At 67.9% G+C, this 12032-nt stretch carries 13 protein-coding genes; 7 read left to right on the forward strand and 6 right to left on the reverse strand.

From position 1 onward, the window contains the following. Positions 1–12 precede the first annotated feature (12 nt). Complete coding sequence (locus tag E3O50_RS03940) at positions 13–1089, reverse strand: hypothetical protein (protein ID WP_134558135.1); 1077 nt, start codon at positions 1087–1089, stop codon at positions 13–15. A gap of 150 nt (positions 1090–1239) precedes the next feature. Between E3O50_RS03940 and E3O50_RS03945 the strand changes: the two genes are divergently transcribed. After that, positions 1240–2532, forward strand: a complete 1293-nt coding sequence (locus tag E3O50_RS03945; protein WP_134448484.1) for an AAA family ATPase — start codon at positions 1240–1242, stop codon at positions 2530–2532. 7 nt (positions 2533–2539) lie between these two features. On the opposite strand, the gene E3O50_RS03950 is transcribed toward E3O50_RS03945, so the two are convergent. Both E3O50_RS03950 and E3O50_RS03955 read right to left on the reverse strand, forming a co-directional pair. Further along, the gene (locus tag E3O50_RS03950; protein ID WP_134558136.1) at positions 2540–3205 is read right to left on the reverse strand and encodes a hypothetical protein; all 666 of its coding nucleotides are present in this window, start codon (positions 3203–3205) and stop codon (positions 2540–2542) included. A 71-nt stretch (positions 3206–3276) separates the two neighbouring features. Then, positions 3277–3687: a DUF4383 domain-containing protein gene (locus E3O50_RS03955; RefSeq protein ID WP_134448480.1), complete on the reverse strand. Its 411-nt coding sequence runs from the start codon at positions 3685–3687 to the stop codon at positions 3277–3279. Between the two features lie 84 nt (positions 3688–3771). On the opposite strand from E3O50_RS03955, the gene E3O50_RS03960 reads away from it, so the two are divergent. After that, positions 3772–4305: a DinB family protein gene (locus tag E3O50_RS03960; RefSeq protein ID WP_134558137.1), complete on the forward strand. Its 534-nt coding sequence runs from the start codon at positions 3772–3774 to the stop codon at positions 4303–4305. Positions 4306–4377: 72 nt separating this feature from the next. Here the strand turns inward: E3O50_RS03960 and E3O50_RS03965 are convergent, their stop codons facing one another. Further along, complete coding sequence (locus E3O50_RS03965) at positions 4378–4644, reverse strand: GlsB/YeaQ/YmgE family stress response membrane protein (RefSeq protein WP_134448476.1); 267 nt, start codon at positions 4642–4644, stop codon at positions 4378–4380. Positions 4645–4935: 291 nt separating this feature from the next. Between E3O50_RS03965 and E3O50_RS03970 the strand changes: the two genes are divergently transcribed. Continuing rightward, positions 4936–6396 carry a nitronate monooxygenase gene (locus tag E3O50_RS03970; protein ID WP_322136854.1) on the forward strand — a complete coding sequence of 487 codons (1461 nt, stop codon included), beginning with the start codon at positions 4936–4938 and terminating at the stop codon, positions 6394–6396. Between the two features lie 62 nt (positions 6397–6458). Here E3O50_RS03970 and E3O50_RS03975 read toward each other — a convergent pair whose 3' ends face one another. Continuing rightward, the gene (locus tag E3O50_RS03975) at positions 6459–7358 is read right to left on the reverse strand and encodes a D-hexose-6-phosphate mutarotase (RefSeq protein ID WP_134558138.1); all 900 of its coding nucleotides are present in this window, start codon (positions 7356–7358) and stop codon (positions 6459–6461) included. Between the two features lie 114 nt (positions 7359–7472). Next, positions 7473–8411, reverse strand: coding sequence for an NAD(P)-dependent oxidoreductase (locus tag E3O50_RS03980; protein WP_134558139.1), 939 nt, complete (start codon positions 8409–8411; stop codon positions 7473–7475). A 218-nt stretch (positions 8412–8629) separates the two neighbouring features. On the opposite strand from E3O50_RS03980, the gene E3O50_RS03985 reads away from it, so the two are divergent. The 4 genes from E3O50_RS03985 (at position 8630) to E3O50_RS04000 (ending at position 12030) form a co-directional block, all read left to right on the forward strand. Next, a complete protein-coding gene (locus E3O50_RS03985) occupies positions 8630–9571 on the forward strand; it encodes a D-2-hydroxyacid dehydrogenase (RefSeq protein WP_241975191.1) in 942 nt (313 codons plus the stop codon). A gap of 19 nt (positions 9572–9590) precedes the next feature. Further along, positions 9591–10358 (forward strand): SDR family NAD(P)-dependent oxidoreductase, encoded by a 768-nt coding sequence (locus E3O50_RS03990; protein ID WP_134558141.1) that lies wholly within the window; start codon positions 9591–9593, stop codon positions 10356–10358. Positions 10359–10437: 79 nt separating this feature from the next. Further along, positions 10438–11493 (forward strand): L-idonate 5-dehydrogenase, encoded by a 1056-nt coding sequence (locus E3O50_RS03995; protein ID WP_134558142.1) that lies wholly within the window; start codon positions 10438–10440, stop codon positions 11491–11493. Between the two features lie 6 nt (positions 11494–11499). After that, the gene (locus tag E3O50_RS04000; protein ID WP_134448464.1) at positions 11500–12030 is read left to right on the forward strand and encodes a gluconokinase; all 531 of its coding nucleotides are present in this window, start codon (positions 11500–11502) and stop codon (positions 12028–12030) included. The last annotated feature ends 2 nt before the right edge of the window (positions 12031–12032 follow it).

Consider the following 12032-nt stretch of genomic DNA (forward strand, 5'->3'; position numbering starts at 1 on the left):
TGCCGGAATCGGTCAGCGGAGCTGGATCGCGAGCGACCCGTCGGCCCCGACCACGACCTGGATCGCGACCGCGAACGGAACATCCTCATCCCGGGTGCTGAGGTCCCCGTCGAAGAGCGACTGCACGGCGACCTTGATGTGCGCCCTGCCTGCCGTCGCCGGCATGTCGAAGGCGGTGTCCCCGGCGGCGAGCGTCACGGCCGGGTATTCGGGAATCGACCAGGTCGGCACCGACTTGACCCTGTCGTTGATCTCGATCCCGAAGGGGCAATCCGAGGGCTGCAGGACCGTCTGCGTCGCGCAGGAATCGAGGAAGGCGTTGAGCTCCGACTGGACCTGCCCGACGAAGGACGCGTTCGGTTCGGCGTCGACCGAGACATCCGTCGCCCCGGACTGCGTGACGGGAACCGACTGCGGCGCCGCGGTCAGCAGGGCCGACTCGTGCGCGATCGTGTACCGGGCCGGGGCGAACGCGAGGTACGCGGCCTGGTTCGAGAACGTCACCGGGGCGTCGGCCGCCGCGTGCGCGCGCGTGTCGAGGGTGAGGCCGTTGACCGAGAAACTCGCCTCGTGCAAGACCGTGACGCCGAGCACCGCGAGGGGGCTGGTGTCGAAGCGCCACGAGTCGAAGACCGCCGCGTACGTTCCCGCCCTGGCCACCCGGAACTCCATCGTCTCCGGAGCACCGTCGAGGTCGAAGGCGTAGATCACGCTGTGCACCTCGGCGGTGCCGGTGCCTGTGCCTGTGTCGGCGGCGTCCGGCTGCACGGTGTCGCTGACGAGCCTGATCGCGGTGATCGAACTGAGCACGGATGCCCGCAGCAGCGTGTCGGGAAGTTCCGTCGGCAGGCCCGCCGCCGTCAGCTCTGCCGTGGTCGGGGTCACCCCCGGCAGGGTGAGTGCGCTCGCGGTGTCGTGTCTGGCCAGGGCGTCGAGGTACTGGCGCACAAAACCACCCGCGCTGTACACCTCGCGGTTGAGCGAACCGATCGCCGCGAACAGCGCGGCGACGAGGAGGACGACAACCACGACGACGGCGACGAGGGTTCGGCCCCGGTCGCGCGGGGCCGTGCGGTCGCGGTTGCTCACGTCCACATTCTACGGGCGCGATTCTGAGGTGCCGGCGTGCGTGGGTGCGGGACGGGAGCTGCGATGTCCACGGATGCCCGGCATCCGCCCCCGGCACCGGCCCGGGCGGATACAGTGGAATGTTCCCTCCATTCCTACTGAAAGCGACCCGTGTCCCCGATTTCGTTGTCGCGTGAGCAGGCCGAGGTCTACCAGGCCATCGAGAACACGCGCCAGAATGTCTTCGTGACGGGGCGCGCCGGCACCGGCAAGTCGACGCTGCTGAACCACCTGTCGTGGAACACCAGCAAGCAGATCGTGATCGCCGCCCCGACCGGTGTCGCGGCGCTCAACGTGGGCGGGCAGACGATCCATTCGCTCTTCCGGCTGCCGATCGGGGTCATCGCCGACCACGCGATCGACCAGAACGACCAGGTCAAGAAGCTGCTCAACACGATCGACACCGTCGTGATCGACGAGGTCTCGATGGTCAACGCCGACCTGATGGACGCGATCGACCGCAGCCTCCGGCAGGCCAGGCAGCGCCCGAACGACAGCTTCGGCGGCGTGCAGATCGTCTTGTTCGGCGACCCGTACCAGCTCGCGCCCGTCCCCGGCGATTCCGACGAGCGGGCGTACTTCACCGACACCTACCGGTCGATGTGGTTCTTCGACGCGAAGGTCTGGAAGGGCGCTGAACTGCGCATCTTCGAACTGACCGAGGTGCACCGGCAGCGGGATGCCGACTTCCGGCACATGCTGAACGCCGTGCGCTACGGGCAGGTCACCGCGGAGATCGGCGGCGCGCTCAACGCAGCGGGCGCCCGCACCCCGCCTGCAGAGGGCGTGATTACCCTCGCCACCCGCAACGACGCGGTCAACCGGATCAACGCGGCCGCGCTCAAGCGACTGCCGGGCAAGGCGCTCACCGCGAAGGCAGAGGTCACCGGTGACTTCGGCGGCCGCACCTATCCAGCGGACGCGGTGCTCGAGCTCAAGGTGGGCGCCCAGGTGATGTTCCTGCGCAACGACTCTCCGCTCGACGGCGGCGCGCGCTGGGTCAACGGCAGCATCGGCACGGTCACGAAGGTGGATTCGACGGTCTACGTCGAGATCGACGGCACGACGCACGAGGTGGAGCCGGCCGTGTGGGAGAAGTACAAGTACAGCTACAACCAGGCGACGAAGAAGCTCAGCAGGGACGTCGTCGCCGAGTTCACCCAGTTCCCGCTGCGGCTGGCCTGGGCGGTCACCATCCACAAGTCCCAGGGCGCGACGTACGAACGGGCGATCGTCGACCTCGGCACCAGGGTCTTCAGCCCCGGCCAGACCTACGTTGCCCTCAGCCGGCTGACCGGCCTCGACGGGCTCTACCTCACCCGGCCGCTGCGGCCGAGCGACATCATCGTCGACGAGGACGTGCAGCGGTTCATGGGCAGCCAGGGCGCCCTGCCCGCGTCCTGACCCGCGGCTAGTGGTGGTGGCCGGCCGGGGTCTCGGGGGTCGGGGCCGAGGGAAGACCGTGCGAGCCGTGCGGGACGGCGTGCGCGCCGGCATCCGTCGCGGCCAGCGCCGGTGTGGTGAGCCCGGAGACGACGAGGGCGGCGAGCGTGAGAGCCGCGAGGAAGCGCCACCCGCCGGCCGTCTCACCCGCTGGGGTGTGTGCCGAATCCAGGACGTGGTGCCTGATTCGGGTTGGCTCGGGGCGATTCGCGCCGGATTCGGCCTGAACTCCTGAATTCGGAACGCGCTCGGTGGTGGTGGTGCCGGTGCTGGCGGCGCGGCGGGTGCGGCGCAGGGCGAGTGCAAGGGAGCCGGCCAGGAAGAGGTCGAAGAGGGTTGCGGTGGCCATCGGCTGGAGCGGGAGGCCGGTCGCGGTCGCCGGCACGCCGAGGCCGCTGCCGAGGGTTGCGACGGCGCCCCAGACAAAGACAGGGATCAGGGCTCCGAAGAGCGCTGCCCCGGGGGCGAGTGCCCGCCCCCGGACCAGCGTTACGGCGCCCCAGCCGAGCTCGGCAGCGCCGAGCCCGACCAGGGTGATCATGAGGAGCACCGGGGCGCTCGCACCCACGGCGAGGTGGATCGTTCCCGCGCCGATGGCGGCAGAGGAGAGCCAGAGGCGGCTGATCGGGGTCATCGAAGCTCCTGTTCGTGGATGCGTGGTGCGGCGTGCTGCGTGGCGAATGCGGGTGTGGAGCGGCCGGCGGTTCAGGCGACCGCGGAGTGGCGGACGACCTTGTCGGCGGCGAGGCCCGCACCGAGCAGCACGATCGCACTGGCGAGGTGCAGGAAGTGGTCTGGCGTGTTGAGGGCGAGGATGTTGAGCTCCGAGCCAGCGATGAAGAACCCGACGATGCCGAGGAGCAGGTAGACCGCGCCGATCGTGGTGTTGACGGACTTGGCCGCGGTGACGCCCGAGAGGCCGGCGATGAGCAGTGCGGCGCCGATCAGCAGGTGGGCGACGTTGTGCAGCGGGTTGACGGCGAAGAGGCCGAGCAGGAGCCCGCCCTGGGTGGCGATGAAGCTGACCCCACCCGTGACGGCGAAGCCGAGCAGGCCGACGAGCAGGTAGACGGCTCCGAAGACGGTGGCGACGAGGCGGTTCGGTGAAGTGCGCATGAGATTTCCTCCTGGTAGAGACCGCGGGGGTGCGGTTGCCAGTAGTTCGGAATGAACCTCACAGCGGATTGGTAGGCTCGCGGCATGAATATTCCCCCGGACACCAAGGACTGGACCTGGGTGCTCGAGCGCCCCTGCCCCGAGTGCGGTTTCGTCGCCGCGGATGTCGTCTTCGAGGACATCCCACGGTTGATCCGCGAGAACGCCGCGGCCTGGCTGCCCGTGCTCGAGCGAGCGGATGTCGCGGTGCGGCCGAGCGAGCACACCTGGTCCGCCCTGGAGTACGCCGCCCATGTTCGCGATGTGTTCCGTATTTTCACCGTCCGGCTCGCGCTGATGCGCTCGGAGGACGACCCCCTGTTCCCGAACTGGGACCAGGACGCGACGGCCGTGGCGGAACGGTACGGCGAGCAGGCCCCGGAACGGGTCGCCGTCGAACTGGCCGAGGCCGCGGCATCCGCGGCCGTTGCGTTTACCGCGGTCCCCGCCGCCGAACTCGGTCGGGTCGGCAGGCGCAGCGACGGCGCCCGGTTCACTGTGACGACGATGGGACAGTACTTCGTGCATGACCCGGTGCATCACCTGCACGACGTTACCGCGGTGTCAGAGCACCGCTAGAGTCGCGGCTGCCGTTTCTGAGGCGGGCAGCGCAGGTGACGGTGGTGATGCACCGGGCGTGTGCGGCCGCCGCTACGCGGTGTGCCTCCGGTTGACGACGGCGCCATAGATCAGCAGCACGATGATCGACCCTGCAATGGCGAGCAACCAGCTGGACAGCTGGAAGAAATCGCCGATGCCGACGCCGAAGAGGAGGGACCCGAGCCAGCCGCCGAGGATCGCTCCCACCACTCCGAGGAGCAGGGTCACGAACCAGCCGCCGCCCTGGGTGCCGGGCAGGATGGCCTTGGCGATCGCGCCGGCGATCAGGCCGAGAAGTAGAAATCCGATGAAACTCATGTCAAGCGTCCTTTCGCTTACAAGCGTTGTCTCACATGGTGTGTCATCACATGCCTGCCCGCAGACTCTGGCGCGGGTGCAGGCCAGCCTCCATCTCCGTCTTACTCATCGAGTCTGCCACGATCCGGTATCCCGGTCACGGGGTCGCGGCCCGAATGCAACCCGATTCGGGAATATGCCGTGAGTTACGATTGCCCTGCGCCCTGCAACTGATCACCCCCGGTCTCAGCGACTGCAGTGGCACCCCCGTTCTCGCGGCGGACGCCCCGGCGCAGATCGACGGAGGCCCTCTTGTCCGACAGAACACTGCCCGTGGTCATCCAGGGCGGCATGGGCATGGCCGTCTCGTCCTGGCGGCTCGCCAATGCGGTGGCCCGCACCGGCCAGCTCGGCGTCGTCTCCGGCGTCGCCCTCGACTCCGTCCTCACACGCAGGCTTCAGGACGGCGACGCCGGCGGACACATCCGCCGGGCGCTCGCCGCGTTCCCGGTTCCCGCACTGGTCGGGCCCGTTCTCGAGCGCTACTTCCAGGCCGAGGGCCGCGCGGAGGGCGAGCCGTACCTTCCCGTACCCAAACTGTCCCTGAAGCCCACCCGCGAGCAGCAGGAGCTCAGCGTGCTCGGCAACTTCACCGAGGTCTGGCTGGCCAAGGAGGGCCACACCGGGATCGTCGGGATCAACTACATGGAGAAGGTGCAGATGGCGACCCCGCCGGCCGCACTCGGCGCAATGCTCGCCGGGGTCGACTACGTCCTGATGGGCGCCGGCATCCCGCGCCAGATCCCGCACCTCCTCGATGAGCTCGCCGCCGGCCGGGTCGGCACGATCGACATCGACGTGCACGGGGCCGAAGCGGATGCCGTCCACACCGTGAGCGTGGATCCCGTCGACGTCCTCGGGCTGACGCCGGAGACCTTCCCGCCGCTACTCCGCCCGTTCTTCCTCGCCATCGTCTCGGCGCACGTGCTCGCGTTCTACCTCGCGCGCGATGCGGACATCCGCCCGGACGGGTTCATCATCGAGGGCCCGACGGCAGGCGGGCACAACGCGCCCCCGCGCGGCCGGCTCACCCTTGACGACGACGACCAGCCGATTTACGGCCCGCGCGACGACGCGAACATCGTCAAGATCGCCGAACTCGGCCTGCCGTTCTGGCTCGCCGGCGGCTACGGGCAGCCGGAACGCCTCGCCGTCGCGCTCGCCGCGGGAGCACAGGGCGTGCAGGTCGGCACCCTGTTCGCGCTCAGCCAGGAGTCCGGCCTCGCCCCCGAACTGCGCGACCAGGTGCTCGGCCGCCTCGACGCGACGGAGCTCTCGATCCGCACCGACGCCGCCGCCTCGCCGACGGGATTCCCGTTCAAGGTGGCCCAGCTGCCGGGCACGTTGTCCGAACCGGCGGTCTACGCCGACCGGGTGCGTCTCTGCGACCTCAGCTACCTGCGCGAGCCCTATGCGAAGAAGGACGGCACGGTCGGGTTCCGCTGCCCGAGCGAACCCGTGCACATGTACGTGCGCAAGGGAGGCACCGCCGAGGATGCTGCCGGCCGCGCCTGCCTCTGCAACGCGCTCACCGCGACCGTCGGCCTCGGCCAGACCCGCAAGACCGGCTACGTCGAGGCGCCGCTGCTGACGCTCGGCAACGACATCGACGGGGCCGCCGTGCTCCTCGCTGCACATCCGGAAGGGTGGAGCGCCGCGGACGCCATCGGCTGGCTGCTCCGCGACGCCCCGGTCTCCCCGACCGCCTCCTGACCACTACCTTTCCGGTCGAGAGTGCCCGTTACAGCGGTCACTCTCGACCGGAAAGGTGACTCTCAAGCTGCTTCAGTGACGGTGAACTCCGCTGTCATCGTGTGGCTCGTGCCGGGGGCGAGGGTGATCGCGTCTGCGCCCACGTTGCACGTCTCGACGCAGACCATGCCGGTCCATTCCTGGGAGCCGAAGTCCGCCATTGCCGCGGCCTTGTCGATCCATGGGTTCCAGACGACGGTGCTCTCGGAGCCGGTCTTCGCGACGGCGATGCTGCGCGTCCCGTCCTTGATGACCGTGGTGGCCGTGGTGCCGGGGTAGACCCGGTCGGTCTCCGCCACGAAGCCGACGGGGCCGTCGGCCCCTGGCTCGAGCGTGCCGCCCGCGACCTTGTCGAGGAACGGGGCGCCCTCGAGCCCGGCGACCGTCGTCCGGTGGATGTCGTCGATCGCGAAGTAGCTGTGCAGCGCCTCCTCGACGTTCACGGCCACCGTGTCCCGGTTGGTCACGGTCAGCTCGAGGCGGAGCGTCGCACCGACGGTCACGGTGTAGCGGGCCTCGAACGGATGCGGCCACGCCGACGCGCGCGTCGCGGGCGAGTCCGTCAGGTGGAAGGTCAGCACCACATCGTCAGCGACCTCGGCGGCGCCGGACAGCTGCCACTCGGTCACGCGGGCGAACCCGTGGGCCGGCGCCGTCGTATCCGCTGCGTTTGGACCGAACCAGGGGAAGCAGATCGGGATGCCGCCACGGATGGCGGTGCCCGGGGTGAACCGGCTCGCCGCGCTCATCCAGAGCACGGGGGCTCCGCCGGCCGGAACCCAGGAGGCGACGTGCGCACCGTGCAGGTACACCTCGGCCGACCCGGCGCGGCCGGTGACACGGACGATGGGGAGCCCGCCGACGCCGGGGGCGAGGTGGACGGACGCCGGCAGGACGGGAAGTGCTGTGGGAATGGTTGACATGGGAAACCTCCAGGGTTCACCTGATTTTCCCACAGTGGGACTGTTGATGAGCGGGCGTGACTCTCAGCCGGTGCCTGCCCGGTGTGCGGCAGACATCGGACCATCAGGGTGCGGTCAGGCGACTGCGACCGGTGGCGGGTTCTTCGACTCGACATAGGCCCGCGTGACCGCAATGTCCTGGTCGCCGAAACCGTGTGCGGTGAGATCGGTGAAGGTGTCGAGCAGCAGACGTAGCTGAGCGGCATCGGTGCCGGTTCGATCGGCTTCTTCGAGTGCGTAGCGGAGGTCCTTGATCATGTACCTGGCGACTCCGGACGGGCGATAGTCCGCGTCGACGATACGCCGCTTCCGGCTGTCCAGGACCCGACTGCCCGCGTACCCGTTTTCGAGAAGGTCGAAGAGGGCGCCGAGGTCGAGGCCGCTCCGTTCCGCCAGGACCGCAGCTTCGCCGAGCGCCAGAATATTCGCCGCCACGATGAGTTGATTGCAGAACTTGGCGATTGCGCCGGCACCGAGCGGACCGAGGTGCGCCGGGGTCCCGATGGCCCGTAACACGGGCAGTGCGAGGTCGACATCGTCAGCGCTGCCGCCGACCATAATCGAGAGTGTCCCCGCGACCGCACCGTCTTCGCCGCCGCTCACAGGGGCATCGACGACGTGGAGGAGACCGTTGGTCTCAGTTGCGAGCCTGTCCGCGAGCTCACGGATGCCGGACGCGGAGGACGTGGAGGAAATCACCAACAAAGTGGGGGTCGTGATACCCGAAACGATACCGTCGGGGCCGTTCAGAACCTGTTCAAGTTGCGGAAGGTCCGGGAGCATGTCGACGATGATGTCGGCCTGTTCAGCGAGCCGCCGCGGGGATTCCGCCCAGGAGGCTCCCGAATCCAAGAGTTCGGAATAGCGTTCGCGTCCTCGGTCGCTGATGACAACGTTCCAGGAGGCTGCAGGGCTGCGCAGGAGGCTTGCAGCCATCGGGCGGCCCATCACTCCCAATCCAATGACTCCGACAGTAAGCGAATTTGCAGCAGGAAAACTACGTTGGTTTGACATGTCGTTCACTCTAGCGAACTCTGTTCAGTAGGATGGATGCAGCTTGACATTCAGGAGCGCCGCACACCGACCCCTATTCGGCGCAGAAAAGGGTAAATACAGTGATCGAATCAGATACTCGCCTTCGAGTCGTTGTCGCGGCTCCACTGTCCGAGGAACTATGCCACCGCATCGAAACGGGTGAACCCCGCCTGCAGCTCATCCGCGATCAGGAGCTGTTGCCCCCGCAGCGCCATCCCGGCGATTTCAACGGCGACCCTTCCTTCCACCGCACTGCTGCGCAGCAGGAGCGCTTCACGGCCCTCGTCGATAGCGCGGACGTGCTCTACGGCATCCCGGACGTCGATTCCGCGGCACTGAAGAAGACCGTCGGAGTCAACCCGCGCTTGCGCTGGGTGCAAACCATGGCGGCGGGCGGCGGCGGACAGGTTGCCGCCGCAGAGCTCAGCGCGGCGCAGCTGGAACGGGTTGCCTTCACGACTTCCGCCGGTGTGCATGGCGGTCCCCTCGCCGAATTCGCACTCTTCGGGGTGCTCGCCGGCGCCAAGTCATTGCCGCGCCTCCTTGCCCAGCAGCACGACCACACCTGGAGTGGCCGCTGGACCATGGGGCTTGTGAGTGAGCAGACGGTCCTTGTCGCCGGTCTCGGTGGCATCGGTGCCGGAGTCGCTTCCCGTCTTGCCGCACTCGGCGCACGCGTGATCGGCACGACCCGTGGCTCGCAGGACATCCCGGGAGTCTCCCGCTTCATCCAGCCCGAAGAAATCCCCTCCGTGGCGCACGAGCTGGATGCTGTCGTCGCGACCCTGCCCGGGACCGCTGCGACCAACGGACTCTTCGGCAGCGACTTCTTTTCCCGGATCAAGCCGGGCGCGACCGTCGTGAACGTGGGACGTGGGACCGTCATCGACCAGGACGAACTGTTGCGTGCGCTGCGGAACGGCCGGGTCGGGTTCGCGGCCCTCGACGTGTTCGCCGAAGAACCCCTCGCCACCGACAGCCCATTCTGGGATCTGCCGAACGTCCTGGTCAGCCCGCACACCGCCGCTCTCAACGCTGCAGAGGACCGGCTGATCGCCGAGCTCTTCACCCGCAATGCCACTCGCTTCCTCGACGGACAACCCCTGATAAACCGGGTCGATACCGTCGAGTTCTACTGAAAGACACAGGAGAGAACTGATGAACACGCTATTTGACGTCTCGGGGAAGACGGCACTCGTCACGGGATCGAGCCGAGGAATCGGACTTGCGCTCGCGGGCGGCCTCGCGGACGCGGGAGTGCGGGTTGTCGTCCACGGACGCAACCGCGATCAGGTTGACGCGGCCCGCTCCGGGCTGGAGAAATCCGGCCGGGTGGAAACGATCGCAGCCACCTTCGACATCACCGACCCGGCCGCCGTCGCCGATGGAATCGCGGCGATCGAGAATGAGTGGGGTGTGCTGGACATCCTGGTCAACAACGCCGGAATTCAGCGCAGGGCCCCGTTCACCGAGTTCACCTTCACTGACTGGAACGACATCGTCGCGACCAACCTCACCGGTGCATTCCTGGTCGGCCAGCAGGCCGCTCGAGGGATGGTGACCCGCGGCAGCGGCAAGATCGTGAATATCGGATCGGTGCAAAGCCAGCTCGGGCGAGCAGGCATTGCGCCATACGCTGCGACCAAGGGCGGAATCTCGATGCTGACGAAGGGCATGTGTGCTGACCTTGCGGTCAGCGGCATCCAAGTGAACGCCCTCGCGCCCGGGTATTTCGCGACAGAGCTCACGAAGGCTCTGGTCGCGGACGAGGCCTTCAGCTCCTGGGTGCGCACGCGAACACCTGCCGGACGCTGGGGCGATGTCGCAGACCTGGTCGGCACCCTGATCTACCTCGTGTCGCCCGCGTCGGACTTCGTCAACGGGCAGACGATCTTCGTCGACGGCGGAATGACCGCCGTGGTGTGACGAGACCCGGTCAGCAACCTGGGCTGCACACAGCGGATTCAGCGAACGGAACCACATTCACAGGACAGAGGAGTCCAACATGTCGAATATTCACACCGGCGTTCTCGGCGTTGTCGCCCACGCCAAGGGAGACCTTCGGGTCGAGGCCATCGGAGAGCCGCGGCCTGAGGCTGATGAGGCGGTCGTTGAGGTCGCCTTCGGTGGCATTTGCGGATCAGACCTGCACTATTGGCTCGATGGGGCGGCCGGAGAATCCATTCTCCGAGAGCCGCTTCTGCTCGGGCATGAAATCGTCGGAACGGTCGTCACGTCGGCCGCGGACGGATCCGGACCCGTTGCCGGGACCCGTGTCGCGGTACACCCCCTGACGCCGGGGCCGGGTGATGGCAGTCGCTATCCGATCGAGCGGCCGAATCTTGCACCGGGCGGGACCTATCTCGGCAGTGCTGCCCGGTTCCCGCACCGGTCGGGTGCATTTGCCAGGCGGGTCGCGCTGCCCAGCCGGATGCTGCGGAAACTCCCGAAGGGGCTGTCGCTTCGCGACGCCGCTCTCGTGGAACCGGCCGCCGTTGCGTGGCACGCCGTTGGGCGAGCAGGCGAGGTGCGCGGCAGACGAGCTCTCGTTGTCGGGTGCGGTCCGATCGGGTCGCTCGTGATCGCCGTGCTGCGGCACCATGGCGCAGCGGAGATCATCGCGGTCGACACGGTCGAGCCGCCCCTGTCGAGGGCGCGCCTGCTCGGTGCGACCCAAACGCTCCTCGCCACCGATGCGGACGCGATTGCGCGCGTCGACGCCGATATCGTGATCGAGTCGTCCGGCAACTACCGGGGACTCGAATCGGCGGTGCGCGGTGCCACCCGTGGAGGACGCATCGTGATGGTCGGACTGCTGCCGTCCGGCGAGCAGCCGGCCCTGATCTCGCTGGCGATCGTCCGCGAGCTGGAACTCGTCGGATCGTTCCGGTTCAATGACGAGATCGACGAGGTCGTGGCCGCTCTCGCCGACGGCTCCCTCGACGTCGGCGGAATCGTGACCCAGGTCTTCCCCGTTGGTGAGGCCGCTGCGGCCTTCGAAATCGCCCGCGACCCCGCTGCATCCGGCAAGGTCTTACTCAGCTTCGAAGAACGGGACTAGAACGCCATGATCAACTCCGTCCAACATCCGCTTGTCGTCGTGATGGGAGTGTGCGGTGCGGGCAAGTCGACAGTCGGTGAGCAGCTTTCGCGGGCCATCGGCGAGTCGTTCATCGACAGCGACGTGCTCCACCCCGCGGCCAATATTGCCAAAATGGCCGCAGGCCGTCCCCTCGACGACGCGGACCGGATGCCGTGGCTCTCGCTCGTCGGCGGCGCCCTTTCCGCCGCGCGAGCCGATGGCCAGGGGCTCGTCATTGCATGCTCCGCGCTCAAACGGAGCTATCGGGACGCGATTCGTGCCGAGGCGCCTGGAACGTACTTCGTGCACCTTTCTGGTACTCCTGAATTACTGGCGGCGCGCCTCCGCGACCGCGGAGGACATTTCATGCCGCCTGAGCTTTTGGAGTCCCAACTCCGTACTCTTGAGCCGCTCTGCGACACCGAGGAGGGAACCGTCGTCGACATCGCCGCAGGGGTCAGCGAAATTGTTGCCGCTGCGGTCACGTCCCTGCGGGTTCCGGCGGTGTCTCAGTAGCT

Source organism: Cryobacterium sp. MDB1-18-1, from assembly GCF_004402735.1.
Lineage (GTDB): Bacteria > Actinomycetota > Actinomycetes > Actinomycetales > Microbacteriaceae > Cryobacterium > Cryobacterium glucosi.

Excerpts from the sequence above, each read along its gene's own strand:
- E3O50_RS03950 (WP_134558136.1), bottom strand. The coding sequence starts at position 3,205 with ATGACCCCGATCAGCCGCCTCTGGCTCTCCTCTGCCGCCATCGGCGCG.
- E3O50_RS03955 (WP_134448480.1), bottom strand. The coding sequence starts at position 3,687 with ATGCGCACTTCACCGAACCGCCTCGTCGCCACCGTCTTCGGAGCCGTC.
- E3O50_RS03960 (WP_134558137.1), top strand. The coding sequence starts at position 3,772 with ATGAATATTCCCCCGGACACCAAGGACTGGACCTGGGTGCTCGAGCGC.
- E3O50_RS03965 (WP_134448476.1), bottom strand. The coding sequence starts at position 4,644 with ATGAGTTTCATCGGATTTCTACTTCTCGGCCTGATCGCCGGCGCGATC.
- E3O50_RS03975 (WP_134558138.1), bottom strand. The coding sequence starts at position 7,358 with ATGTCAACCATTCCCACAGCACTTCCCGTCCTGCCGGCGTCCGTCCAC.
- E3O50_RS03980 (WP_134558139.1), bottom strand. The coding sequence starts at position 8,411 with ATGTCAAACCAACGTAGTTTTCCTGCTGCAAATTCGCTTACTGTCGGA.
- E3O50_RS03990 (WP_134558141.1), top strand. The coding sequence starts at position 9,591 with ATGAACACGCTATTTGACGTCTCGGGGAAGACGGCACTCGTCACGGGA.
- E3O50_RS03995 (WP_134558142.1), top strand. The coding sequence starts at position 10,438 with ATGTCGAATATTCACACCGGCGTTCTCGGCGTTGTCGCCCACGCCAAG.
- E3O50_RS04000 (WP_134448464.1), top strand. The coding sequence starts at position 11,500 with ATGATCAACTCCGTCCAACATCCGCTTGTCGTCGTGATGGGAGTGTGC.